This window comes from Pseudomonas rhizophila (assembly GCF_003033885.1).
Taxonomy (GTDB): Bacteria; Pseudomonadota; Gammaproteobacteria; order Pseudomonadales; family Pseudomonadaceae; genus Aquipseudomonas; species Aquipseudomonas rhizophila.
This window is the reverse complement of record NZ_CP024081.1, coordinates 3,091,536-3,117,969: the sequence shown is the minus strand read 5'-3', so window position 1 is coordinate 3,117,969 and position 26,434 is coordinate 3,091,536. Positions and strand designations below refer to the sequence as shown.

The 26,434-nt window shown below is 62.7% G+C and carries 14 protein-coding genes (1 of these 14 running past the window's edge); 9 read left to right on the top strand and 5 right to left on the bottom strand.

Features of this window, described 5'->3' with window-relative positions; genetic code table 11:
- Positions 1-14 precede the first annotated feature (14 nt).
- Positions 15-332 carry a hypothetical protein gene (locus CRX69_RS27595; RefSeq protein ID WP_155417191.1) on the bottom strand — a complete coding sequence of 106 codons (318 nt, stop codon included), beginning with the start codon at positions 330-332 and terminating at the stop codon, positions 15-17.
- Positions 333-454: 122 nt separating this feature from the next.
- Between CRX69_RS27595 and CRX69_RS14450 the strand changes: the two genes are divergently transcribed.
- The 4 genes from CRX69_RS14450 (at position 455) to CRX69_RS14435 (ending at position 5,858) form a co-directional block, all read left to right on the top strand.
- A complete protein-coding gene (locus CRX69_RS14450; protein WP_107322215.1) occupies positions 455-1,606 on the top strand; it encodes an efflux RND transporter periplasmic adaptor subunit in 1,152 nt (383 codons plus the stop codon).
- Positions 1,607-3,577 (top strand): MacB family efflux pump subunit, encoded by a 1,971-nt coding sequence (locus CRX69_RS14445; protein ID WP_107322214.1) that lies wholly within the window; start codon positions 1,607-1,609, stop codon positions 3,575-3,577. It abuts the gene before it with no gap.
- Between the two features lie 10 nt (positions 3,578-3,587).
- Positions 3,588-4,982, top strand: a complete 1,395-nt coding sequence (locus tag CRX69_RS14440; protein ID WP_107322213.1) for an efflux transporter outer membrane subunit — start codon at positions 3,588-3,590, stop codon at positions 4,980-4,982.
- Positions 4,983-5,531: 549 nt separating this feature from the next.
- Positions 5,532-5,858 carry a DUF6124 family protein gene (locus tag CRX69_RS14435; protein WP_107322212.1) on the top strand — a complete coding sequence of 109 codons (327 nt, stop codon included), beginning with the start codon at positions 5,532-5,534 and terminating at the stop codon, positions 5,856-5,858.
- A 200-nt stretch (positions 5,859-6,058) separates the two neighbouring features.
- Here CRX69_RS14435 and pvdP read toward each other — a convergent pair whose 3' ends face one another.
- Entirely contained in the window at positions 6,059-7,675 is a 1,617-nt protein-coding gene (pvdP, locus tag CRX69_RS14430; RefSeq protein ID WP_107322211.1) for a pyoverdine maturation tyrosinase PvdP, read from the bottom strand.
- A 314-nt stretch (positions 7,676-7,989) separates the two neighbouring features.
- Between pvdP and pvdM the strand changes: the two genes are divergently transcribed.
- The 5 genes from pvdM (at position 7,990) to CRX69_RS14405 (ending at position 17,606) form a co-directional block, all read left to right on the top strand.
- Positions 7,990-9,360, top strand: a complete 1,371-nt coding sequence (gene pvdM / locus CRX69_RS14425; protein ID WP_107322210.1) for a pyoverdine-tailoring dipeptidase-like protein PvdM — start codon at positions 7,990-7,992, stop codon at positions 9,358-9,360.
- Positions 9,357-10,637, top strand: a complete 1,281-nt coding sequence (gene pvdN, locus CRX69_RS14420; RefSeq protein WP_107322209.1) for a pyoverdine-tailoring periplasmic protein PvdN — start codon at positions 9,357-9,359, stop codon at positions 10,635-10,637. The genes pvdM and pvdN overlap by 4 nt, the downstream gene beginning before the upstream one ends.
- A 24-nt stretch (positions 10,638-10,661) precedes the next feature.
- Positions 10,662-11,537 carry a dihydropyoverdine dehydrogenase gene (gene pvdO, locus CRX69_RS14415; RefSeq protein ID WP_107322208.1) on the top strand — a complete coding sequence of 292 codons (876 nt, stop codon included), beginning with the start codon at positions 10,662-10,664 and terminating at the stop codon, positions 11,535-11,537.
- A gap of 238 nt (positions 11,538-11,775) precedes the next feature.
- Complete coding sequence (locus CRX69_RS14410) at positions 11,776-13,434, top strand: cyclic peptide export ABC transporter (protein ID WP_107322207.1); 1,659 nt, start codon at positions 11,776-11,778, stop codon at positions 13,432-13,434.
- Positions 13,435-13,448: 14 nt separating this feature from the next.
- Positions 13,449-17,606 carry a non-ribosomal peptide synthetase gene (locus CRX69_RS14405; RefSeq protein WP_107322206.1) on the top strand — a complete coding sequence of 1,386 codons (4,158 nt, stop codon included), beginning with the start codon at positions 13,449-13,451 and terminating at the stop codon, positions 17,604-17,606.
- A gap of 810 nt (positions 17,607-18,416) precedes the next feature.
- Here the strand turns inward: CRX69_RS14405 and CRX69_RS14395 are convergent.
- From CRX69_RS14395 to CRX69_RS28240, 3 genes are all read right to left on the bottom strand, one after another.
- Complete coding sequence (locus CRX69_RS14395) at positions 18,417-20,885, bottom strand: TonB-dependent siderophore receptor (RefSeq protein WP_107322205.1); 2,469 nt, start codon at positions 20,883-20,885, stop codon at positions 18,417-18,419.
- A 493-nt stretch (positions 20,886-21,378) separates the two neighbouring features.
- Complete coding sequence (locus CRX69_RS14390; RefSeq protein ID WP_107322204.1) at positions 21,379-24,609, bottom strand: non-ribosomal peptide synthetase; 3,231 nt, start codon at positions 24,607-24,609, stop codon at positions 21,379-21,381.
- On the bottom strand, positions 24,606-26,434 hold the final stretch of the coding sequence (locus CRX69_RS28240; RefSeq protein WP_420821172.1) for a condensation domain-containing protein. It continues 2,911 nt past the right edge of the window; the window shows 1,829 of its 4,740 coding nt (coding positions 2,912-4,740); its start codon lies off the right edge, out of view; its stop codon occupies positions 24,606-24,608. The genes CRX69_RS14390 and CRX69_RS28240 overlap by 4 nt, the downstream gene beginning before the upstream one ends.

Sequence of the window (26,434 nt, the reverse complement as noted above, 5' to 3'; positions counted from 1 at the left end):
AATGGCTGCGACAGCTATCCCTGTGCCAGATCGGCGTGCCTGAAATCGGCAATGGCACGATAGTGGCAGATTTCATCGCGTAATTTATAGTAATTCTCATATAGATTTAAAGCTTTGGTTTGTATCAAGGCTGATTCGTTCATTTCTACTGGCACCGACACTGATGTTGTGGCGAGGGGATTTATCCCCGCTGGGCTGCACAGCAGCCCCTCATAGCCAACAACTCGGTGTGCCAGATGTTTTGAGTAGCAGGTTTTGGGGCTGCTGCGCAGCCCTGCGGGGATAAATCCCCTCGCCACAACATCACCTGTCTTGGTTGTTGCGTTGCCCATCCGCCATCCTGCTACCAAGTGTTTCACACAGTAAATTCCCGTCCGAAGCGCTCGTTTACCAAGACAGCCTCCCGTCCCTGCCCCTCATGGAACGGGCCCGACACCACCGGCCGGAACCCTGCATGAAACGTCCCCGCCCTACCCGACGCGCCTGGCTTTTAACCTTCGCCCTGCTTCCAGCCGTGGCCTTTGCCGCCTGGCAAGCGGTGGCCCCGAGCCGTGAATCGCTTATTACCGCCCCCGTCACCCGTGGCGATATCGAAAACAGCGTCACCGCCCTCGGCACCCTGCAACCGCGGCGTTACGTGGACGTCGGCGCCCAGGCGTCCGGGCAGATCCGCAAGATTCATGTAGAAGCCGGCGACGAAGTTCGCGAAGGCCAATTGCTGGTTGAGATCGATCCCTCCACACAAAAGGCCAAGCTGGACGCCGGACGCTTCTCCATTGAAAACCTCAAGGCCCAGCTCCAGGAACAACGAGCCCAGCACGATCTGGCCCAGCAGAAATTCCGCCGCCAGCAGCAACTCAAGGCCGGCGGCGCCACCCGCGAGGAAGACGTGCAGACTGCCCAGGCCGAAGTGCGGGCGACCCAGGCGCGCATCGACATGTTCCAGGCCCAGATCCGCCAGGCCCAGGCCAACCTGCGCAGTGACGAGGCCGAGCTGGGTTACACGCGCATTTTCGCGCCCATGAGCGGCACCGTGGTCGCCGTCGGTGCCCGGGAAGGCCAGACTCTTAACGCCCAGCAGCAAACCCCGTTGATTCTGCGCATCGCGCGCCTGTCGCCAATGACGGTCTGGGCCGAAGTCTCGGAAGCGGACATCGGCCACGTCAAACCGGGCATGACCGCCTACTTCACCACCCTGGCCGGCGGCGCCCGCCGCTGGAGCAGCACCGTGCGCCAGATCCTGCCGGTGCCGCCGCGCCCGCTGGAAGCGAGCCAGGGCGGCAGCCTCACGGGCGGGCGCAGTGGCAGCGAACGGGTGGTGCTCTATACCGTGTTGCTGGATGTGGATAACGCCGACCGCGCCCTGATGACGGAAATGACCGCCCAGGTGTTTTTTGTTGCCGCCCAGGCACGCGATGTCCTGACCGTGCCCAGCGCTGCGTTGCAGGCCAACGCCAGGCAAGTGCAGGTGGTGGCCGACAATGGCGATGTCCAGCCGCGCACTGTTCGCACCGGCGCCAGCGATCGGCTGCGTACCGAAATTCTCGACGGCCTGAGTGAAGGCGACCGGGTGCTGATCGGTCCGGCCGTCGGCAGTGGAGGCTGAATGGACGCGCCCCTGATCGAACTGCGGGACATTCGCAAGGTTTACGGCGGTGGCGACAGCCCTCGGGTGGAGGTACTGCGCGGCATCGACTTGTCCATTCACGCCGGGGAATTCCTGGCGATTGTCGGAGCGTCCGGCTCCGGCAAGTCCACCTTGATGAACATCCTCGGCTGCCTCGACCGCCCCACCAGCGGCGATTACTGGTTTGCCGGCGAAGACGTCGCCGGCCTGGGCAGTGACGAACTGGCCTGGCTGCGACGCGAAGCCTTCGGCTTCGTGTTCCAGGGCTATCACCTGATCCCGTCCGGCACCGCCCAGGAAAATGTCGAGATGCCGGCCATCTACGCCGGCACTTCGGCCGCCGAGCGCCACGCCCGGGCCAGCGCCCTGCTCGAACGCCTGGGTCTGGCCAGCCGCACCGGCAACCGCCCTCATCAACTGTCCGGCGGTCAGCAGCAACGGGTGTCGATTGCCCGGGCATTGATGAACGGCGGCCACATCATCCTCGCCGACGAACCCACCGGCGCCCTCGACAGCCAGAGCGGCATCGAGGTCATGGCGTTGCTCGATGAACTGGCGAGCCAGGGTCATGTGGTGATCCTGATCACCCACGACCGCGAGGTGGCGGCGCGGGCCAAGCGCATCATTGAGATTCGCGACGGGCTGATCATCAGCGACAACGCCGGCGCTTTGCCGCACCACGTGCAAGCCAATCCGAAGGCACTGCAAGCGGTGGACCTGCGCCAGCGCCTGAGCGCCGGCAGCGAACACAACGGCGCCTGGAAAGGCGAACTGCTCGACGCCGTGCAAGCGGCGTGGCGGGTGATGTGGATCAACCGCTTCCGCACCGCCCTGACGCTGCTGGGCATTGTCATCGGCGTGGCCTCGGTGGTGGTGATGCTGGCCGTGGGCGAAGGCAGCAAACGTCAGGTCATGGCCCAGATGGGCGCCTTCGGCTCCAACATCATCTACCTCAACGGCACCGCGCCCACCCCGCGCGCCGCCAAGGGCATCATCAGCGAACACGACCTGGCGGCCCTCGCCGCCCTGCCCGAGGTGCAGCGCATCATGCCGGTCAACGGCGCCGACGCCAGCGTGCGTTTCGGCAACCTCGACCACACCAGCTACGTCGGCGGCAACGATACGAACTTCCCGACCATCTTCAATTGGCCGGTGGCCCAGGGCAGCTACTTCACCGATGCCGATGAACGCAGCGCGGCGGCAGTGGCGGTGATCGGTCACAAGGTCCGGCACAAGCTGCTCAAGGAGGTCGACGACCCCATCGGCCGCTACATCCTGATTGAGAACGTGCCCTTTCAGGTGGTCGGCGTGCTGGCGGAAAAAGGTGCCAGTTCCGGGGATTCGGACGCCGACAACCGCATCGCCGTGCCCTACTCCGCCGCCAGCGTGCGCTTGTTCGGCAGCCGGCATCCCGAGTACGTGGTGATCGCCGCCCGGGACGCGGGCAAGGTCAGGGAGGCCGAACAGGCCATCTCCCGCACCCTGTTGCGCCTGCATGACGGCAAGCAGGATTTCGAACTGACCAACAACGCCGCGATGATCCAGGCCGAGGCGCGCACCCAGGGCACACTGTCGCTGATGCTCGGGGCCATTGCCGCGATTTCGCTGCTAGTGGGTGGCATCGGCGTGATGAACATCATGCTCATGACCGTGCGCGAGCGAACCCGCGAGATCGGCATTCGCATGGCCACCGGCGCGCGCCAGCGGGACATCCTGCGCCAGTTCCTCACCGAAGCGGTGATGCTCTCGGTGGTCGGTGGGTTGGCCGGGATCGGCCTGGCCTTGCTGGTGGGCGGTGCGTTGCTGCTAGGCAAGATCGCCGTGGCCTTCGAATGGCTGGCGGTGTTCGGCGCTTTCGGCTGCGCCCTGGTCACCGGCGTTGTCTTCGGTTTCATGCCGGCCCGCAAGGCGGCTCGCCTCGACCCGGTCGCGGCCCTCACCAGTGAATGAACCTCACCTTATGAAAGCGCACCTGACCCTCCTGGCCGCAGGCCTGTTACTGGCGGCCTGCGGCACCCCCCCGCCGACGCCGGACAGCGGCATCCAGCCGCCACCGGCCTGGCAAAGTTTCGACACCGCCACCGCTCGAACCGATAACCAGCAATGGTGGACGCACTTTGGTAGTCCGCAATTGAACCGTTTGATCGAGCAGGCGCGCCGGGACAGCCACGACCTCGCTGCCGCCATGGCCCGAGTGCGCCAGGCCGAGGCCAGCGCAGTAATCGCCGGCGCGCCGTTGCTGCCGGCGGTCACGGCCGGACTCAACGGCACTCGTCAAGAGTTGTTGCGGGGCAAGGGTTACAGCCAACTGGACGTCAATCGGGACAACCGCACCATCGACTACTACGACGCCCACCTCAGCGCCAGCTATGAGCTGGACTTCTGGGGCGGCAAACGAGCGGCCAGGGACAGCGCGCTGAGCAGTCTGTCAGCCAGCCAGTTCGACCGGGCGACCGTGGAATTGACCCTGCTCAGCGGCGTCGCCAATAGCTACACCCAGGCGCTGTCCCTGCGCGAGCAACAGCGCATCGCCGAACAGAACCTGGACAACGCCCAACGCGTACTCGATCTGGTGCAAACCCGCTACGACGCCGGCAGTGCCACGGCCCTGGAGTTGTCCCAGCAAAAAAGCCTGGTGGCGGCGCAACAGCGCAGGTTGCCTCAAGTGCAGCAGCAGGCCCGGGAAGCCTTGATCAGCCTGGCGGCGCTGCTGGGGCAACCGGTGCAGTCGGTCACACTCGACGATGAGAATTTCGACCGTTTGCACTGGCCCGCCATCGACGCCGGGGTGCCCAGCGACCTGCTCAGTCGCCGCCCCGACATCGCCGCCGCCGAAGCCCGCCTCGCCGCCGCCCAGGCCGACATCAGCGTAGCCCGCGCGGCGATGTTGCCCTCCATGACCCTGGGCCTGAGCCTCGCCACCGGCGCCGACATTGCCGAGCAGTTGCTGCGCAACAACGTCTACAACCTCACCGCAGGTTTGGCCGCGCCGATCTTCAACAATGGCCGCCTCAAGGCCGAACGCGACCGAGCCACCGCGCGCCAGGAAGAACTGCTGGAGCTCTACCGCGCCGCCATCATCAACGGCTTCGCCGACGTCGAAAAAGCCCTGAACGGCATCCACGGGCTCGACCAGCAGCGACAATGGCAAAGCGAAGAACTGCACCAAGCCCAGAGCGCCTTCGACATCGCCCAGAGCCGTTATCAGGCCGGCGCCGAAGACCTGCTCACCGTGCTGGAAACCCAACGCACGCTGTACGCCGCCCAGGACATGAACGTGCAATTGCGATTGGCGCGAGTGCAGGCGAGCGTGGCGTTGTACAGGGCGCTGGGTGGGGGTTGGCGGGTGATGTAAACCTTCGCCCGCCTTATCAAGCCAAGTGACACCCGTGGCGAGGGAGCTTGCTCCCGCTGGGCTGCGCAGCAGCCCCAATGGCCGGTACCTCGGTGGGTCAGATCGTTTGAGGGGGCTGGTTTTGGGGCCGCTTCGCAGCCCAGCGGGAGCAAGCTCCCTCGCCACAGATAATTCTCCACGTTTCATTAAAGGGGGTTCGGCTTAGGTTCTGTTTATCCGGCCATGTAGGACGTCCGAGCAAGGCTACGCTGCCTTGCGCCATTGCCTACAACTGCGCCAGAATCCGTCGGCTTGTGCGCTTGGTCCCCTGCCGATAACTTGTTCCCCGTCACTGCTCATCAGTGATCGGGTCTGCAAGCCCGCCGAATACCAGGCGCATAGCCGAAGCCAATCGACACGTTCGTGTTCGTTTTATGGCGGCTGTGTGCGGGAGACCTTCGGGTCTGCCGGGTTCCTGGTTTCCCGGTCTTGCAGACCCGCGCATAGCTGCCACCCCATCATCTGCAAGTGATGTCTGGCAGCGCCCTTTGAATAATCAGGAGCTGCACCATGTTCAAGATCACCCCCAATCCCCCCGAAGACGATTCCAAAAAACTCAACGAAGCCGCCGACCGCGCCCTCGCCTTTTACCTCGACCCCAAACCTGAAAACCCCACTCTACCGCCGGGCCAGTTGTTCACCGTTGCGGAAGGTGCGGACCTGGAATGCCTGTTGGCCAACCTCAGCGAAACCCTTGCGTCAGTCAATGTCATGGCCAGCGACCTGGCATTTGATTTGGACGGCGCGCGACGGAGTTTTGCCTTGGGGATCCAGCAGATGGTCGAGCTGAGTGAGCTGCTGGCGAACCGCGCCCTGGACATCGCAGTGCCGCGTTAAAGGCGCATGCCCTCTCAAGCCAAGTGATATTTGTGGCGAGGGGATTTATCCCCGCTGGGCTGCGCAGCAGCCCCTTTAGCCGGCACCTCGGTGAGTCAGTTGTTTTGAGTGCGCTGGTTTGGGGCTGCTTCGCAGCCCAGCGGGGATAAATCCCCTCGCCACAACAGCGTTCGCTTTGGTTTTCTTTGGGAAGCGAAGCTTTACACCGGCGTACTCTTGAGATTACGCGCATACCACGGCCGCTGCGGCACGCGGCGGAACAGTTCGGAGAGTTTTTTGTCGTCGCTGCCGAAGGTGATGCGCAGGGCCAGTTTCATGGTTTCCGGGTCCATTTCCACCGAACGTCCGGGCTGCAAACCCGGCGTGGTGCTGCAGCCGTGGGTGACCGGGCCCAGCCAGGGGTCGGCGATTTCTACCCAGCGGCCGGGGGCGAACCAGGGCACGCCGTTGACTTCCAGCCGGCTCACTTCACCCGGATGGAAACGTTCGTGAGCGCGGAACCAGTCTTCGAGGCGGTCGTCGATCCAGCCGTGGAAGGCCCAGAACACCGGGTTCACATGGGAGGAAAACGGGTCGCCGAGAAAGTCATTTTCCGGTTCATACCAGCGCTGGGCGAAGTCCGCCGGGTCGCGGGCGAAGGGCACCGGGTGGCCGTTGGAAGGATCGCGGGGCACCGAAGCCCAGCGCATGTGCAGCCAGTCATGCAGGCCCAGTTCCACTTCCGAGCCAAACTGGCCAAGGGTCAGTTTCGACAGGTAGCGCGGGTCGCGGTAGCGCGATTCCCAGACCTGGAAATTGCTGTGATAGGTCTCGGCAGTCTTGATGTCACTCACCCATTGGGCGTACTGCTCGTCGCCACTGGCCAGCCAGGTGGGCGGCAAAGCTGTGCCATCGTGGTTATCGAAATACCGGGCAAAGCCCAGTCGATCACGCTCCAGTTCCGGCTGCGGCAACGGGAAGCGCGGCCACGACTGCAGCGGCTGGAACGAACGGGCCGTGCCGAGCATGTGCCGGTGCATGAAAAAGAAATCCACGCCCGAGCCGTTGCGATCCTTGCGCTTGCCACGAGCGTCACGTTCATGGTCCCGCGGGCCGGGCTGCCAGCCGATGCCTCGCAAGGCATTGCGCTTGTCTTCGTCCAGGCTGTGCCATTTGTCCCGCGAGGCGTGCCAGAGCTGATGGAACAACCGATGCTCCGGCGACACCAGCCAGGCCAGCAAGGGCGGGCTCAGCGGCGTGCGTTCCCGGGCTTCGGGGAACGGCAGCTTGCGGGCGATGAACTGATTGTCGAGTTCCGGCAGCGCCAACGGGCGATCGAGGCGCAACACGCGACCGCTGAGGGTGGCAGTGCCGGCATTGCCGAAGCCGGCCCAGACCTCGTCGAGGGTCATGATGAATTCGTAGACCGGCGCGTCCTGCCGGGTCCCGATCAGGCGCCAGCTCAATTGTTTCTTGTCATCCCCCGCCAAGTCGCCCAGCACTCGATAATGCGGCTCATCACCGGCGCGCAACCGCTCAGCGGTGTCGAGGCAGCCCACCAGGCCACGGCCCTTGTGGGCGATGTCGAGGAACACTTGCAGACCGTCGCCGGGCAAACCGTCCAGGCCCGCGTCGCTTCCTGAAAAACGGATCGTCCAGATACCCCGCAGCGTATCGGCCCGGCGCTGCCCCGCCACGTCCGCCACATCGAATGAGGCCTCGCCGGGGGTGATGGTGGGGTCCGGCCGGGTCAGTTCGCGATGCCCGTAATACACCGCAGGCACGGCGGCACCGGTCAGCGCCAGGCCCGCCATGAACCATCGTCGAGAAATCGTCATTGCCTTACCTGTGTTCGGCCCTGGAGCGGGCTTTATCCAAGCTAGAACGATGGGGGGACTGACAAATTTATAGGGGCTGCGAGGGCCTCATCGCGAGCAGGCTCGCTCCCACAATGGATCTGGTACATCCGCGAGAGATCGGTCGACCGTCAGACCGCTATCGCGAGCAGGCTCGCTCCCACAGGTGAGCGCGTTCAATGTGGGAGCGAGCCTGCTCGCGATAGGGCCATTGGCCCCACCTAAATTTCCCCGCCGATCACTCGTTCTCCCCAGATAGCAAAGCCCCCCCGCAGCGAACCTGACTGAGATCGGCAATGACAACACCACGTTCGAAAAAAGCTCTCTTCATCGGCGTGCCCCTGGCCCTTGCACTGGCGGTCGGCGGCGGCCTGGCGGCCTGGGACCACTGGTGGCGGGACAACCCTGGCTACCCGGTCAAGGTGATGAAAGAGGCCAGGGAACTGCACGAGCGCCTGCTGTCCTTCGACAGCCGCATCTCCGTGCCACTGAATTTCGGCACCGCCGGTCACGAGGCGGACAAAGACGGTAAAGGCCAGTTCGACCTGGTCAAAGCCAACCGCGGGCACCTGTCCGGCGCGGCCCTGACGATCTTCGGCTGGCCGGAGCTGTGGAACGGCCCCAACGCGCCGCACAAGCCCACCGCCGGCTTCGTCGAGGAAGCGCGCAATCAGCAGGAAGTGCGCTTCAAGATCATCACCGGCATGGTCCGCGACTTTCCCAACCAGGTCGCCATCGCCTACACCCCGGATGACTTCCGGCGCCTGCATGGCGAAGGCAAGTTCGCGATTTTCATCAGCATGCTCAACGCCTATCCCCTTGGCCATGACCTGAGCCTGCTGGACCTGTGGACGGCGCGGGGCATGCGCATGTTCGGCTTCAGCTACATCGGCAACAACGACTGGGCCGACTCCTCGCGCCCTCTGCCGTTCTTCAACGACTCACCTGACGCCCTCGGCGGCCTGTCGGAGATTGGCAAGCAAGCGGTGACGCGCCTGAACGACCTGGGCGTGATCATCGACGTGTCGCAGATGTCGACCCAGGCCCTGGAGCAAGTTGCGCAACTGAGCCGCACGCCCTTGGTGGCCTCCCATTCCGCACCCCGGGCCATGGTGGATATCCCGCGCAATCTCAGCGACAAGGAAATGCAGCTGATCAAGGCCAGCGGCGGCGTGGTACAGGTCGTCGGTTTCTCCCAATACCTGCGCCCGCTGACGCAAAAGACCCAGGACAAACTCAACGACCTGCGCCAACGTTTCGACCTGCCACCGCTGCCCAACCTGGCCATGGCGCTGATGCCGGGCGATCCGATCATCGCCGCGTGGCCGGAACAGAAATTCGGTGAATACGCCGGCCAGCTCTATGGCATTCTGGAGGAGGAACCCAAGGCCAGCCTCAAGGACCTGGGCGACGCCATCGATTACACCGTACGCAAGATCGGTATCGACCATGTCGGCATCAGTTCGGACTTCAACGAGGGCGGCGGCGTCAAAGGCTGGGAAGACGTGGGCGAGATCCGCAACGTCACCGCCGAACTGCTGACCCGCGGCTACTCCGAAGCGGACATCGCCAAACTGTGGGGCGGCAACTTTCTGCGGGTCTGGGATCAGGTCCAGCAAGCCGCGCGGCCTGCCGTGGCCTCGACCCAGAAGGCGGTCCAGCCATGAATGAGCGCCGGACCTTTCTCAAGCACGCCGGGATCCTTGTCGCCGGCCTGCCGCTGGCCGCCAGTCTTCCCGCCCCGGCCATTGCCGATCCCCTGCCGCCATTGCCCCGGGACAAATGGGCGCAGTTGCGCTCGCTGTTCAACCAGGACCCGGACTACCTGCACTTCTCCAATTTCCTGGTCACCACCCACCCGCGCCCGGTACGTGAGGCCATCGACCGGCATCGCGCCGCGCTGGATAAAAACCCGGGACTGTTGATGGACTGGGACCTGGGCGTCACCGAGGAGCGCGAGGAAAACGTCCGCACCTGGGCCGGCCGCTACCTGCAAGCGACCCCGAAGCAGATCGCCCTCACCGGCAGCACCACCGAAGGTTTGTCGATCATCTACGGCGGCGTCCATGTGGCAGCCGACCAGGAAATCCTCAGCACCGCCCACGAACATTACGCCACCCATACCATCCTTGATTTACGCAACCAACGCGACGGCACCCGGGTGCGCAAGATCAAACTGTTCGAGAACGCCCACAGCGCCAGCCACGATGACATCCTGAGCGCCATCGACCGCAACATCCGTCCCGAAACCCGCGTACTGGGCATGACCTGGGTGCATTCGGGCAGCGGCGTGAAGCTGCCGATCGACAAGATCGGCGCGCTGGTGGACAAGCACAACCAGGGCCGCAGCGATACGCAACGCATCATCTACGTGGTGGACGGCGTGCACGGCTTCGGTGTTGAAGACCTGAGCTTCCCAGCGATGAATTGCGACTTCTTCATCGCCGGCACCCACAAATGGATGTTCGGTCCCCGCGGCACCGGCCTGGTGTGCAGCCGCAGCGAAGAGCTCAAGTACGTCACGCCGATCATCCCGACCTTCTCCGAAGCCACGGCGTTTTCCACCACCATGACGCCCGGCGGCTACCACGCCTTCGAGCATCGCTGGGCGGCGGACGAGGCGTTCAAGCTGCACTTGCAACTGGGTAAGGCCGACGTGCAGGCGCGCATTCACGCGCTCAACACCTACTTGAAAAAACAGCTGCTGGCGTTGCCGCAAATCGAGCTGGTCACGCCCATAAGCCCGGACGTGTCGGCCGGTTTCACCTTCTTCCGGGTCAAGGGCCGCAAGAGCGACGAGATCGCCGCCTACCTGATGCAGAACCGGGTGATCGCCGACGCCGTGCATCGCGACGCCGGGCCTGTCATTCGAACCGCGCCGGGCCTGCTCAACACCGAAGCCGAGATCGATCGCTTCATGGGCTTGCTGGGCAAGACACTCTGAACCTGACTTTATCGAGAGAGATGGATGAACAGTTTTTCGTTGAAGCTATTCCCGGCACTGGCCCTCGCCGCCCTGCTGCCCTCCGGTGCCCAGGCCTCGCAACCGGGCCAGGTCTTTCGCGACTGCAAGGACTGCCCGGAAATGGTCGTGCTGCCCACCGGCACCTTTCAGATGGGCACCCCGGAAGACGAAGTGGGTCGCGAGCCCGACGAAGGCCCGATGCACCCGGTGACGTTCGCCAAGCCACTGGCGATCAGCCGCTTCCAAGTCTTGAAGGGCGAATGGTTCGCCTACCTGCGCGACACCGGGTACTCGATGCCCGACGGCGATAAACGTCCCGGCCGCGCGTGCAAGGCCGGCATCCCGGACTATCAGGGCAGTGACCCGCGCAAGCAATACACCGACCGGCATCCGGCGGTGTGCATGAATTTCGAAGAGGCCAACGCTTACGTGGCCTGGTTGTCGAAAAAAACCGGCAAGCCATACCGCCTGGTCAGCGAGTCCCTGCGCGAGTACGCCGCACGCGGCGGCTCCAGCGGGCCGTTCCCCTTCCCGTTCGACGAGGGCAAGGAATACAGCATCGCCCAACATGCCAACACCTATGGCGCGGCCGACGGCTACAACTTCACCGCCCCGGCCGGCAGCTTCGCGCCCAACGCCTTCGGCGTGTACGACATGCACGGCAACATCTACGAGTGGACGGCCGATTGCTATAACGAAAACTACATCGGTGCCCCGAGCGATGGCAGCGCCTGGCTGACCGGCAAATGCGAGTTCAAGCGTATCCGCGGCAACGACTGGGGCGAGGCACCGGTGTTCTCCCGCTCCGGCAACCGCAACGCGCTGGTGCCGGGCAATCGGGGTGACTGGATTGGTTTTCGGGTGGCGCGGGATATGTAGGCCGAGCACAGCTCGGCCCCTGTGGGAGCAAAGCTTGCTCGCGATGCAGACACCTCGATTTCACAGAAAAGCGCGTCGCCTTCATCGCGGGCAAGCCTTGCTCCCACAGGATAAATTCCCCTGCCCTCCAATCGTTCTAAAGATGGGCACAACCCAATCCAGCGTGCCTGCGCCCTAAAGCCCTCCCGGCGACCACCCGCGATGGCCTTCGCCCTTTTCATCAAGCAGGGAAACCTCCATGAGCCAACCAACACGCGGGGTGATCAATGAACTGTTCATCCTGCTCAAACCCTTCCGGCTGATTGTCGTAGGCTCCATCCTCTTGGGCATGCTTGGCGGCCTGAGCATCACCGCCCTGCTGGCGACCATCAACGACGCCCTGAACGCCGCGGCCAAACCCACAGCCCAGACGCTGGTAACGTTCGTGGTGCTCTGCGCGGTGGCGCTGCTGACCTCGATTCTTTCGGACATCGGTAGCAACCACGTCGGTCAGAACATCATCGCCGGGTTGCGTAAGTCCCTGGGCAAGAAGGTGCTGCTGGCGCCCATCGAACAGATCGAACGTTATCGCAGCCACCGGCTCATCCCGGTACTGACCCACGACGTCAACACCGTCAGCAATTTCGCGTTTTCGTTCGCACCACTGGCCATCGCCTTCACCGTGACCCTCGGTTGCCTGGGTTATCTGGCCTACCTGTCACTGCCGATGTTCTTGCTGCTGCTGGTGGCGCTGGTGATCGGCACGGTCGTGCAATACCTGGCCCGAGCCCGTGGCATCAGGGGGTTCGAAGCCGCCCGCGAGGCCGAAGACGCGCTGCAAAAACACTACAGCGCGATCGCCGCTGGCGCCAAGGAACTGCGCATTCATCGCCCACGCCGCCAGCGCATGTTCAGCCAGCGCATCGAAGCCACCGCCGATAATATTTGCGACACCAATATTCGCGCGGTCAACACCTTCGTGGTGGCCAAGACCTTCGGCTCGATGCTGTTTTTTGTGGTCATTGGCCTGGTGCTGGCCCTGCAATCGCTGTGGCTGGGCACCGACAAGGCCGTGCTTAGCGGTTTCGTGCTGGTGCTGCTGTACATGAAGGGCCCGCTGGAATACCTGGTGATGACCTTGCCGGTCATCAGCCGGGCAAACATTGCCTTCAAGCGCATTGCCGAGCTTGACGAGCAGTTTTCCTCACCGGAGCCGCACCTGCTGCTGGACGACAAGAGCCTTTCCAGGCCAGCGCTCCAGCAGCTTGAACTGCGTGATGTGCACTACGCCTTCCCGGCGGTCGAAGGCAGCCAACCCTTCGCCCTGGGACCGGTCAACCTCTCCATCGCCCAGGGCGACATTGTGTTCATCGTCGGTGAAAACGGGGGCGGCAAGACCACGCTGATCAAACTGCTGCTGGGCCTCTATTTCCCCCAGGGCGGCGAAATCCTCCTCGACGGCGCGCCGGTAGGGGCCGCGCAACGGGACGATTATCGCCAGTTGTTCACCACGATTTTTGCCGACTATTACCTGTTCGATGACCTGGTTCAGGGTGACCAGCAGGTACCTGACGACGCCAATCGCTACCTGGAGCGCCTGGAAATCGCTCATAAGGTTCGCATTCAGGACGGCGCCTTCAGCACTACCGATCTTTCCACCGGCCAGCGCAAACGCCTGGCGTTGCTCAACGCCTGGCTTGAGGAGCGCCCAGTGCTGGTGTTCGACGAATGGGCCGCCGACCAGGACCCGGTGTTCCGACGGGTTTTCTATACCGAACTGCTGCCGGAGCTGAAGGCGTTGGGCAAAACCATCATCGTCATTTCCCACGACGACCGCTATTTCGACATCGCCGATCAACTGGTCCGGATGCAGGCCGGTCAGGTCATCAGTGAAAAAGCCCCCGCAGCCTTTGCCTGAACCGCGAGAACACCATGAACCCATTGCTAGATGATGACCTGCTGACCCTGCTGCTGGAGGAGGACGCTGACGCTGTGCAAGCCCGCTCCAGCCGCAGCCGGCCGGACCGCGCGCCCTTGTCCTTCGCCCAGCAGCGCTTGTGGCTGGAGCAACAGCGCGACCCGAGCCGATCAGCCTACAACCTGCCGCGCGCCCTGCGCCTGACCGGCAAACTGAATGCCGACGCCCTGGAACAGGCACTCAATCGCGTCATCGACCGGCACGACATCCTGCGCACCGCCTTCACTGAAATCGACGGCGCCGCCACCCAGGTGATCGAGCGTAACGCCAGCCTGATCGTGCACCGGGAGAACCTCGCCGCGCTCGATCAGCCAACACGGGAGCTGGCGCTTTCACAGCGCATCGAACAGCACGCCCGACAACCGTTCGATCTGACCCAGGCGCCGCTGATGCGGGCAACGTTGCTCAGACTGGGCAGTGACGAGCATGTGTTGTTGCTCAACATGCATCACATCGTTTCCGATGCCTGGTCCAACACGATCCTCATGCAAGACATGGCCATGGCCTATGCCCGAGCCTTGCTCGGCGATCCGTCAACGCTGCCGCCGTTGCCCCTGCAATACGCCGACTACGCGAGCTGGCAACGCGGCGACTATGTGCAGAGCCCGGCCTGCCACCGCAGTGGCGCCTATTGGAGCGACTACCTGGGCCATGAGCTGCCGGCGCTGGAACTGCCTCAGGAGTTTGCGCGCACCGCCAATCAGCAACACATGGCCGGACGCGTGCAGGTGTCACTTGACCCGGCAATGGTCCAGGCCTTGGATACGTTCTGTCAGCGGGAGGGGCTTACGCCTTTTGTCGTGGCGCTGGCGGCCTGGCAATTGTTATTGGCTCGGTACAGCAACCAGAACGACTTCACCGTCGGCGTCCCGAACGCCAACCGCAACAGCCACGAGAGCCAGGAGCTGGTGGGATTTTTCGTCAGCAGCCAGGTGTATCGGGCGCGGATCGACTCGACCCGCAGCGCGCTGGATTTCCTCCGGGACCTGCGCGCGCAGTCGCTCGCCGCGCTGGAACATGCCGACTACCCGCTGGAACTGATCCTGGATCAGTTGCAACGGCCCGGCGCACAGGGCGCCAGTGCGCTGTTCCAGGTCTTGTTCAACTGGCGCACCGGGTCGTCCTCACCGTCGGCGCCAAACCTGGGTCAACTGACGCTGGAGTTTCTCAGTACCGGTGACAACCAGGCCAAGTTCGACCTGTCGCTGGATGTCGATTATTCCCAGCAACAGCTGCTGGCAACGTTCGAATACAGCCGTGATCTGTACCGCGCAGAGACCATCGAGCGCATGGCCGGCCACTGGCAGAACCTGCTGCGGGGCCTGGTCGAGACGCCTGGATGCGCGCTTGGCGAACTGCAACTGTTGAGCGCCGATGAACACCGAAAAACCTTGGGCGACTGGAACCGTCAGCCGACCCAACTGCGCAGCGAACAGTGTCTGCACCGGTTGATCGAAACCCACGCCGCCAGCACAGGCGACACCATCGCCCTGACCTTTGAAGGGCAGCACATGAGCTATGCCGAACTCAACCGACAGGCCAACCAACTGGCCCATCGGCTGATCGAGCAAGGCGTCGGGCCCGACGTACTGGTCGGCATCGCCGTCGAGCGTACGCCACAGATGATCATCGGCCTGCTGGCGATCCTCAAGGCCGGGGGCGCCTACGTGCCGCTGGACCCCGCCTACCCGGCCGACCGCCTGGCTTACATGATCGCGGACAGCGGCGTCACGCAGATCCTGACCCAGGCTCATCTGCGGGAATCGCTGGCGCTGCCCGCTGACATCAACTGTCTGTTGCTGGATTCGGTCGATGCCAATAGCCCCTATCCCGAGCACAATCCGAATGTGCCGATGGACCCGGATAACCTGGCCTACGTGATTTACACCTCAGGCTCGACCGGCCAACCCAAAGGCGCACTGCTGGCGCACCACAACGTCAGCCGATTGTTCCAGGCCACGGACCACTGGTTCAGCTTCGATCATCAGGATGTCTGGTGCCTGTTCCATTCCTATGCCTTCGACTTTTCCGTGTGGGAGATCTTCGGCGCCCTGCTGCACGGCGGCCGATTGGTCATCGTGCCCCACGCCGTGAGCCGTTCACCGCAGGATTTCTACGCCCTGGTTTGCCAGGAAAACGTCACGGTGCTCAACCAGACGCCCTCGGCGTTCAAAGCGTTGCTGCAGGTCGCCTGCGAACCTGGGCAACCTCTTGCCCACCGGTTGCGACAGGTGATTTTTGGCGGCGAAGCGATCGATGTACAGAGTCTTCGCCCCTGGTTCGAACGTTTCGGCGACCAGACGCCGCAACTGATCAATATGTATGGCATCACGGAAACGACTGTGCATGTCACCTGGCGGCCGTTGTCGATGAGTGACTTGCACAGCGAGGCCGCTAGCCCCATCGGCGAACCCATCGTCGACCTGTCCTGGTATCTGCTCGACGCTCATCTGAACCCGGTGCCCAAGGGTTGCATCGGTGAGCTATACGTTGGCCGGGCCGGCCTGGCCCGCGGCTATCACCGACGTGCCGACCTGACCGCTACCCGCTTCATCCCCGACCCGTTCGACCCGCTGCCGGGTGGGCGCCTCTATCGCACCGGGGATCTGGCCCGCTACCGCACCGACGGCAGCATCGAGTACATCGGACGCCTGGATCATCAGGTCAAGATTCGCGGGTTCCGCATCGAGCTGGGGGAAATCCAGGCGCGCCTGCAAACGCTGCCGGCGGTGCAAGACGGTGTCGTGTTGACCCATGAAGGCCCGGGCGGCCTGCAGCTGGTCGCCTACGTGATTGCCGCACAACCGGCCACGGCCGAGTTACGCGAAGGCTTGTTGAGCGCACTCAAAGCGCAGTTGCCGGACTACATGGTGCCCAGCCACCTGCTGTTCATCGATCATTTCCCGCTCAATGCCAATGGCAAGCTCGACCGCAAGGCCTTGCCGGAACCCGACGCCGGTCTTTGGCATTCCCTTTACCTGGCGCCTCGCACTCAGTTGGAAGAAGCCCTGGCACAGCTCTGGCAACAGTCCCTCAAGGTTGCGCGCGTCGGTGTCAACGACAGCTTCTTTGAACTGGGCGGGCATTCGATCCTGGCGATCGAACTGATTGCCAACCTCAAGGCACGCCTGAATATCAGCGTGCGGCTGCAAGAGTTGCTGGCCAACCCGAGCGTCGCCGAGCTGGCCTTGTTCATCTCGCAAAAACATCGGGAACAGACCCAATGCCTGGTCGAACTGAACAACGCACCGGCCAGCGCACCGCAGCTATTTTGCCTGCACCCCAGCGGCGGCATCGTGTTCTGTTACCAGCCACTGGCGCGCAAACTCCAACAGCGGGCGCGCACCTTTGGCGTCATGCACCGCGGCTTCAGTGAACCGCATGCCGGGCCTGAAGCCTGGGGCGAGATGATCGCCGATTACAGCCAGGAAATCGTCAAGGCCCAGCCGCAAGGTCCCTATTACCTGATGGGCTGGTCGTTGGGCGGCGCCATTGCGCTGGACATCGCCGCGACGCTGGAAAGCCTGGGCCACACCGTGAGTTTTCTCGGTTTGGTGGATAGCACGATCCCGGAGCATCTATATCCGGCAACGTTGTCGCGTCATCGGCATTTACCAGGCGCTGAACAAGCCGACCCGGCCTCTCAGGATCTGCTGGAGGCCATCGAATACTTCGACCTGCTGTTTCCGACCCTCACGGAACGCACGGCGACTTATCGGCGTGAGCAACCCGAAAGCACGGTCAAGGCCTTCCATGAGTGGGCCGCCAGCCAGATCGAGCCGGGACGAGGCGACTTGCTGGCGATCGTGCAGAGCGTCAAGGATGAAGTCATGAACGCCCAGGCGTTCTCGGTGCATGATCGTTTGCTGGAAGCCTTCGACGGGTTCACCTTCAAACCGGTACGGGTTCGGCCTAGCTGCTGGTGGACACAGGTAGAAAAAACCCCGGAAGAATTGGCATTCTGCGAAGCCTTGATCAAGAGCTGCAGCCTGACCGGGGAGCTGCAATGCTCGATGCATTCGCCGTTGCGTCACCGCAGTATGATTTTTGATGATGGGTTGCTTGATTCGTTGGTCGAGGCTTTTTGGGCCAGTACGATAGAAGGGGAATAGCGCTTGGGGTCGGTGTGTATATCCGTTGCTGCGGTAACCGCCACTTAGGGTTCCGCCGTTACGGCGGGTCACTTTCGAAAATCCGCAAGCCGGCCCAGGCGAAAGTAGCCAAAGCGCTTCTGCCCGACCACTCGGCACCTCACTTAGGCTCGGTGCGCCTGAACCACCGCTTTCGCGAGCAAGCTCGCTCCCACAGGTTTTTGTGTCGTTTGCAGATGCTGAGGACACCAGCAAACTCATGTGGGAGCGAGCCTGCTCGCGATGACGTCGGCACATCCAACATCAACGCAAACTGACCCGCCGCTTTCGCGAGCAAGCRCGCTCCCACAGYTTTTTGTGTCGTTTGCAGATGCTGAGAGCACCAGCAAACTCATGTGGGAGCGAGCTTGCTCGCGATGACGTCGGCACATCCAACATCAACGCAAACTGACCCGCCGCTTTCGCGAGCAAGCTCGCTCCCACAGGTTTTTGTGTCGTTTGCAGATGCTGAGGACACCAGCAAACTCATGTGGGAGCGAGCCTGCTCGCGATGACGTCGGCACATCCAACATCCTCGCAAGCTGACCCGCCGCTTTCGCGAGCAAGCTCGCTCCCACAATTGGATTGAGTTCCCCCGTAAGAACAGGTCGGCTATAAGGCCGCCTCGCGTCGGACGTTGATCTCGGCGCCCCGTTAACCACGCTGGCCGAACGCAGGCATTGCGCAGTGGGCACCTTGGCAAAAAAAACGGCGCTTTCCCGTCTCGAAAAGCGCCGTTTCCTTAAGTGAACAGCACCACCCACAAGGCAGGTCTATTCATTCCCGCGAGGATCAGAACTGCGGTTTGTACGTCACGCTGAACATCAGGTTGCGTGGATCACCGAAGTTGTTGTTGCCATTGAGCTGGTTGTAGGCGGACGTAATGTACGTCTTGTCGAACAGGTTGTTGGCGTTGACCGCCAAGGCGATTTCCGACGTCAGTTGGTAGCCGACGCGGGCGTTCCATACGGTGTAACCCGGGACTTCACGATCGTAGTCGTAAACCATCGTGTGGCTTTGGCTGGTGAAGCCCAAGCCGGTGCTGACACGGCTCCAGTCGCCGGTGAACTGGTAGTTGCCCCACACGCGCAGCATGTGTTTCGGCGTCCAGGTGCTGAAAATACTCCCTTCATTGTCCGGGTCCTCCAGGTACTTGGTGGTGTTGTAGGTGTAACCCGCGAACAGCTGCAGGTTGTCTATCACTTCACCACTGATTTCGGCGTCGATACCCTGGCTGCGCACTTTGCCCGAGGCTACCGAGCAACCCGAGCCGCCACACCCCGAACCACCGTCGTTGATGGCACGGTTCTCATGGTCGTAGCGGAAGATTGCCAGGGAGGTATTGACCCGACCGTCCATCAACTCGCCCTTGAGGCCGACTTCGTAGTTGGTGCCGACTATCGGCTTGAGCACCGAACCGTTGGCATCGCGATTGGTCTGCGGCTGGAACACGTCGGTATAACTGGCATACACGGCCCATTCACGGCTCAGGTCATAGATGATGCCCGCGTAGGGCGTGACCACTCCGGTTTCAGTTCCGGTGCTTGGCGCGTTGCCTGTGATACCGGCTGAGTTTTCGGTTTTCGACTTGTAGCTGTAGTCATACCAGCTGACCCGGGAACCCAGCACCAGCGTCAGATCGTCCACCGGCTTGACGCGCCAGGTGCCGTACACGCCCTTCTGGCGGATATCGTATTTGCTGAGGGTGCCCTGGCCACCCGCGGCGATCAAACTGTCGTAGCTGATGTCCGGACGGTCATTGTCGATGTCGAAGATGGAGTCGCTGGTGTTGTTGAATGTACGGGCGTAGCGGTCATCGGTTTCCAGCTGGGAGTAGTTGCCGCCCAGCATGACTTCCTGCTCCATCGACAAGGCTTCGAACTTGCCGGTCAGGTTCATGTCGAGACCGGCCTTCGTGGACTGGAAATCGGTCAGGAAGTCGGCATATTGCACGCCGCTGCCATCAGGCAGGAGACCACCTCCCCTTTGGACGCGCTGGTTTTTCGCCTGGTTGTCTTCGCTCATGTGCACCGCGCCGACCTTGAACGCCCAGTCCTCATTGAAGCGGTGCTCCAGATCGGCGTAGAGGGTGGTGACGTCGATTTCGGAGCGGTTCCAGCGCGCCCCCGTGTAGGTCGAGCGCGACACGTCCGGCATCCTGCCATCGGCGTAGCGTGGCAGGCCGCGGATGTTGCCCCGCGATTCGCCGTTGGATTGGCTGACCGCGAAACCCAGGGTGGTGTCTTCGCTCAGGTCGACGTCCAGCGCGCCGTACAGCGAGTGAGTCTTGCTCCACGCATGGTCGACGAATGAATTGCTCTGGTCTTCGTCGACGACGATGCGACCGCGGATGTTGCCGGCCTGGTTCAGCGGGCCGCCAGCGTCCAGTTGCAGGCCGTAGTGATCCCAGGAGCCGGCCTTGCCGGTCAGGGTCACGGTCGGTGCGTTCTGGCCACGCTTGCGCACCAGGTTGACGGCACCACCGGGACTGCCGGTGCCTTGCAGCAGGCCGGAGGCGCCGCGCATGATTTCCAGGCGGTCGAAGAAGATCAGGTCCTGGGTCGCCCAGTTGCCCAGCGAATAATTGTTACGCAGGATCGGCACACCATCGTATTGCCAATCGTCGATCTGGAAGCCGCGTGACGACAGGATCATGCCTTGGCCAACGCCCTGCAGGCCGACGATGCCGGTGGTCTGGTTGACGGCGTCCTTGAGGTTGACCAGGTTCTGGTCATCCATCTGCTTACGCGTCATCACGGTGATCGACTGAGGAATTTCCTTGAGGGTATGGGTGCCCTTGCCGATGGTCACGGCGTTACTGGTGTATGACTTGCTGCCTTCGGTCGTCGCAACCAGCTCCTGTGCCTTGACGGTGGTCGCGCCCAGCTCAAGGGACCCAGTGGCAGAACCGCGCAGCAGCATCAGGGTATTGCCCTCAACGCTGTACCGCACCCCCGTGCCCTTGAGCAATTCGGTGAGGGCCGCCTGCGGGCTCATCTTGCCGCTGACGCGGTTGCTTTTCAGCCCGGCCATATCGCCGGCGTTGTAGATCACTTGCTGGTTGGTCTGCTGACCGAACGCTTGCAGTGCCTGGGGCAGCGATTGCGCAGGGATGTCGATGCTGACGTCTTCAGCCATCACCTGAGCGCTGAGTGGCAGCAGGCAGACCAGCCCCAGACCGGTCAACACCCGACGCGAACGCAGGCCGCGGGACATGACGAGTGCCTTGAACAGAGGTTTCAACTCATGAATGGATGACATCGTGCTCTCTATTATTGGTAGAAGTAAAAGTCCATGGGGCCGAAGGGCCCGCCGCTCGCCAGCACGAGAGAACCCGCACGGTCGATTGCCCCAAGGGCAATGTGTCAGTGCGGGGCCGACCGGCCCCTCCCCGGGCACGGTCATCCGGCTGGACGACGGCGAAATTTTTGCTGAACACATCCGGTGCCTGAGCGTCCTGCCCGACCCGATTTGTCCACATACCTAAGTAAGACGCAGCACCTGCCAAAAACCGGAATGAGTTTATTTATCATTCGCGAAAAAAGTTAAAAAAAAGCCGGCGCAGAGGGGCGCCGGCCTTTTGTTTCATGCGAGTGTCAGCTGCCTTTCGATCGTTCCCACGCTCCCGCGTGGGAATGCCGCCAGGGACGCTTCGCGTTCCGCCCCTGGAAGGTGACGCAGAGCGTCACGGAATGCATTCCCACGCAGAGCGGGGGAACGAGAACTTAAAAAAGGCCTTTTTGTTCATGCCATGTCAGCTGCCTTGGGCCGCCTTGGCGGCTTGCAGCTGCCGAGCCTGTTCGGTCAGGAGGGCCTTTTCCTCGGGACTCATCGCCTCCATTTTCAGGCGCACCTGGGCCATTTTTTCCAATTGCCCCGGACTGCTCTCCAGCGCCCGCAAGGCCAGGGCCAACGACGCCACGGTCGGATGATCGAAGACCAGTCCCGGATGAATTTCGCACTGCAACAACTTGCGAATACCGGCCACCAGTTTGATCACCAGCAACGAATGACCTCCGGCGGCGAAGAAGTCGCGATCGATGCCCAATCGCTCAAGCCCAAGCAACTGCGCCATGCGCGCGGCGAGCAATTGCTCCAGCGCATCGCGTGGCGCGGCGTCTTCATCGTCCGCTGTAGCCACCGCCAACTGCTGCAGTGCGTGGCGATCGATCTTGCCGTTGGCCAGTCGCGGGAATCGTTCGATCAGATGCACGTGCTGCGGCACCATCACGCTGGGCAAGCGGGCGCTCAGCTCAGCGCGCGCGGCGTCGAGCAAGCCCGTCGACAGTCCCTGCTGCGCCACGACAAAGGCCAACAGCCCCTGCTCGACCGACGTTGCCGGCAACACCAATGCTTCGGCCACCTGCGGCATGCGCACCAGCACGGCCTCGATCTCCGCCAGTTCAATACGGAACCCACGCACCTTGACCTGCTGATCGCGCCGACCATATAGCTGGATCGCCCCGTCCGGCCGATAACGCGCCAGGTCACCGGTGCGATATAACCGCTGCGCCGGATCAAAGGGACTCTGGATGAACGCCTGCGCATCGGCCTCGGCATTAAGATAGCCCCGGCACAACTGCGCTCCGCCCAGGTACACCTCACCCAGCACGCCCACCGGTGCCAAACGCAGATCGGCGTCCAGCACGTAAACCTGGTTGTTGCCCAGCACCTGGGTCAGCGCCGAACAGTCGCTGGCCGCGCCGTTCAGAGACAGCGGATGAATCATCACCCCCACCGTGGCTTCGGTCGGCCCGTAGTGGTTGAACACCCGGCAATCGCTGCGCAACCGGGCGATGCGCTCGACCAAGGTCGGCGCAATCGGCTCACCGCCAAGCACCAGGGTGCCCGGCAGCAGCGCCCGTTCACCGTCGAGCAGCGCCGCGAGGTGCGAGGGCACGATTTTCAAGCAGTCGATCTGCTGCTGTTGCAGGTACTGGGCAAACAACACGCCGTCCTGCATCAGCTCATCGCTGGCCACATGCAGGGTCGCGCCGTTGAACAACGCGCCAAACAACGCCGTATTACCCAGGTCCGCCGCCACGCTGGAACTGAAACCGACGTTCTTGCACTGGGCAAGCCCCAGCGCCTGACTGGCCTGGGCGGTGTAGTTGAGCAGTTGCCGATGCTCGATCACCACGCCTTTGGGCACACCGGTGGAGCCGGAGGTAAACAACACATAGGCGATATCGTTGCCCTGGGTGGCGAGCGCCGGCAGTGGCGTAGCCGGATGGCTCAGCTCAGCCACGGTCAGCGCCTTATACGGCTGATCCTGCCAGGCCGGCAGATGCGCCGCATCGGTCAACAACAACGCCGCGCCGGCCTGTTCCAGCATCAACGCCTGACGCGCCTGGGGCCACTGCACATCAAGGGGCAGATACGCCGCACCAAGGCGCCAGCTCGCCAGCATTGCAATCACCAGATCCACCGAGCGCGGCAACGCCAGCGCGACCATCGAACCGGCGCCCACGCCTTGCTGCTTGAGGCCCTGCGCCATGCTGTCGACCCGGGCTTGCAACTGGCCGTAGCTCATTTGCTGACGGGCGTCGGTCAGGGCAATGGCGTTCGGTGTATGCGACGCCAGATCGGCGATGCGCTGCGGCAGATAACGGCCATCAGCTAACGCGTGCATGGCGGGGTTGATTGCCAGCAAGCGCTGCTCTGCGGTGCGACTCAACAGATCGAGCCGCGCCAATGCGGTGTGTGGAGCGGCAAGGATCGACGCCAACAGCACGCCGTACTGTTCCAACACGGCGCTGGCCGAGGCCGGCGAGTAACGCGAGCTGGCGTAATGCAGATTGACCGCGGCAAGCTGCTGGGCAGCGTTCAATTGCACCTGCAACAGCAACTCGAATGGATCTGCCGGCACCCGCACGGACTCTGCAACAGCCCAGTTAAGGCCGCCACTGTTGCCGGCCCGGTTAGCCTGCCCCAGCGTAAAGCCGTAGGCCGGGCGCGCCGCCTCAGGCGACAGTTCCGGCGCCCAGTATTCCTGCCAGGTGCGATGGGCTTCCAGACGCGCCGCCAGCTCGTCCAGCCACTCGCTGAACGACACCGTCGCGGGCAATGAAACGCTAAGCGGCAGGGTTTTCTCGAACACGCCCACAGCATTGGCGAAGTATTCATAGTCGCCACGGCTGTCATGACGCACGCCCACCAGCGCCTGCTCAAGGCCGCTCAAACGTCCCAGCAACACCCACCATGCGCCTTGCAGCAGCGTGGCAAGCGGCTGATCGAGCTGCTCGGCCAACCGTTGCAACCCATCGCGCTGGGCCGGCTCCAGGGTCAGCGACACACAGGTATCAGCGGCCCCCGTCTCACTGCCGGCGCTGCGCGCAGCCAACCACGGTGTGGCGATGTCCGTCTGCACGCCTTGCAGGTAATGCTGCCAATAGGTTCGTCCGGTGGCGGCATCTTCATCAAGCACCACCTCACTGCGCCATTCCAGGTACTGGGCAAACTCGCCCGGTGCTTCGTCTTCCGACGCCTGAACTGCGGCGTACGCTTGCTGGACTTGCTCCAGCAGCAGATTCAGCGATTGCGCATCGGCACTGTAGCGAGCGATACCCAGCACCAGTTGCCATTGCTGCGGCGCCAGACGATAAAGCACGGCCTGGACGTTTGGCGATTCGCCCACCACAAAAGCACAGCCCAGCGAATCCTTGATCTGCGCCTGGACATCCTCGGTCCGTTGCTCGCCTGCCTGTATCGTCAGCGGGAAACGAGCGGCGCCGCTGGCGACCTGACGCAAGCCGTGGAAACCGGCCACTTTGTCCAGCCGCGCCAGCAGCATTGGCTGCTGTGCCAGGAGCGTATCGAACGCGATCTGCAATCGCTGCGGATCGAGATCGCCGTCGATGACCACATTCAGCCAACGCAATGCTTCGCCACAGGTCGCCGTGCTCGACAGTTGTTCGAGCATCGCTTGTTGCTCGGGGGTCAAGGCAAAGCCGGGGTCCTGCTGGTCCATCAATACCTCGTTCATGCTCCGGTTTCCTCCAGGTTGCGGATGCCCTGGATGGCGGCCCCGGCATCGACCTGGCCCTCCAGCGCGCTGCGCTCATACATATCGCCCATGGCAACCACGATCTTGCGGGGGCCCTCGAACGGGTCGCGGGCGTGGGCCACCAGCATGTTGTCCAGCAGGATCACATCGCCCTTGCGCCAGTCGAAACGCACCGCACAGGCTTCATACAAATCACCGATGCGCGCCATCACCTCATCCTCGATGGGTGAGCCATCGCCGTAATACACATGCCGAGGCATGCGCTCCAGACCGAACATCGACAGCAGGTCCTCCCGCACATCCGGCTCCAGCCAATAGATGTGATGCAGTTGCACCTGATTGAAGAACGACTTCTCCCCGGTGATCGGGTGCGTGATGATCGCCGGCCCCGGTGTGCGGGTCTGCAACTCGTCGTTGTCGAGCCAGCGCCACTGGATACCGCCCGCCCGACACCGGGCCTCAACTTCGCGGCGGTCCTCGGTCTTGAAAAAGTGCTGCCACGACACGTCGAGTTTGTCGGTGAAGGTGCGCACATACAGCAGCCCTTTGTCTTCGAACTTCTCGCGAAGGTCCGACGGCAGTTTTTCGTACATCAACCGGCAATCCACCACTGGAGTCGCACCGCCCACAGGCGCGGCTTGCTCGCAATAGAACATCTGCTTGCGCGGCCAGCGGTCCTGATGGGAGCTTTCGTTGTGGAACAGAATCATCTTGCGCTCCGGGTACGGCGTGGAACGGTAGGTGTTCTTGCCCCCTTCCTTCTTCGGCAAATCGCCGTACTGACCATAAAGGCCGGGCTGGATCGCTTCGGCGAACGCTTCAAAGCCCTGGATGCCATCCAGTTCAAAACCGCGGAACAGAATGCCCGCATGTTCGGCCAGCTTTTGCTCGATCAGCGGCCGGTTCTGATGAATCCACTCGATGACATCCAGCTGGGGTTCACCCGGCTCCAGCATCAACGGGAATCGCTGCGGTGCTGCCACTAGTGATTCACGCACCCGCGCCGGTCGAGGCTTGGCGAGCGGTGTCACCGAGCGTTTGAGAAACTTGCCCAGCTTATCGGCCTTGGGCCCCGGGACGGTGGCAGGCTTGGCGGCGGCCGCCAAGTTGTCGACTGGCATGCTGATAGCTCCCAATTGAATGTCCTGATCAGCGACGATCTGTTCCAACAGGGCGGTCCAGGCCTGAATCAGGTGCTGAATGTGCTCATGTCCGAACAAGGTTGTGGCGAATTGCCAAGTGCCGCGCAATTGCCCTTCTTCTTCGTCAACGAACAACGCCATGTCGAATTTAGAATGGGTCTCCAACGCCGGCAGCAATTCCACGCTCAACCCCTTTATGGAGCGGGTGCGCACCGGCACGTTGTTCATCACGAACAACACCTGGAGCAAGGGATTCATGCCCTTGTGTCGTGGCACGCCCGAGGCCTCGACAATCTGGTCGAACGGCAAGTCCTGATGCTCCAGGGCGCCAAGCAGGTTGTCCTGGGTTTTCGCCAAAAAGCTTGCGAACGTGGCACCGGCGTCCAAGCGCGAACGCAGGGGCAGCACGTTGACGAAGAAACCGATCAGCCGCTCCAGCTCCGGCTGTTCACGACCGGCCACGTCGGCGCCAACCACCAGATCTTGCGCAGCGCTAACCCGATGCAATAACACCTGGAAGGACGCCAGCAGCGTGCTGTACAGCGTGACCCCGGCTTCGCTGGACAACCGGCGCAAGGCCGCGGTCAGCCCGGTGGGAAGCTGGAACTGCAGCGCATCGCCGTCATAGGAAGCGGTCTGGCCCCGAGGACGGGCCAGCGGCA

Coding starts and splice junctions, on each gene's coding strand:
- pvdO (WP_107322208.1), top strand. CDS start 10,662: ATGAACAGTTTTTCGTTGAAGCTATTCCCGGCACTGGCCCTCGCCGCC.
- pvdP (WP_107322211.1), bottom strand. CDS start 7,675: ATGACGATTTCTCGACGATGGTTCATGGCGGGCCTGGCGCTGACCGGT.
- CRX69_RS14410 (WP_107322207.1), top strand. CDS start 11,776: ATGAGCCAACCAACACGCGGGGTGATCAATGAACTGTTCATCCTGCTC.
- CRX69_RS14450 (WP_107322215.1), top strand. CDS start 455: ATGAAACGTCCCCGCCCTACCCGACGCGCCTGGCTTTTAACCTTCGCC.
- CRX69_RS27595 (WP_155417191.1), bottom strand. CDS start 332: ATGGGCAACGCAACAACCAAGACAGGTGATGTTGTGGCGAGGGGATTT.
- CRX69_RS14435 (WP_107322212.1), top strand. CDS start 5,532: ATGTTCAAGATCACCCCCAATCCCCCCGAAGACGATTCCAAAAAACTC.
- CRX69_RS14390 (WP_107322204.1), bottom strand. CDS start 24,609: ATGAACGAGGTATTGATGGACCAGCAGGACCCCGGCTTTGCCTTGACC.
- CRX69_RS14440 (WP_107322213.1), top strand. CDS start 3,588: ATGAAAGCGCACCTGACCCTCCTGGCCGCAGGCCTGTTACTGGCGGCC.
- CRX69_RS14405 (WP_107322206.1), top strand. CDS start 13,449: ATGAACCCATTGCTAGATGATGACCTGCTGACCCTGCTGCTGGAGGAG.
- CRX69_RS14445 (WP_107322214.1), top strand. CDS start 1,607: ATGGACGCGCCCCTGATCGAACTGCGGGACATTCGCAAGGTTTACGGC.
- pvdM (WP_107322210.1), top strand. CDS start 7,990: ATGACAACACCACGTTCGAAAAAAGCTCTCTTCATCGGCGTGCCCCTG.
- CRX69_RS14395 (WP_107322205.1), bottom strand. CDS start 20,885: ATGTCATCCATTCATGAGTTGAAACCTCTGTTCAAGGCACTCGTCATG.
- pvdN (WP_107322209.1), top strand. CDS start 9,357: ATGAATGAGCGCCGGACCTTTCTCAAGCACGCCGGGATCCTTGTCGCC.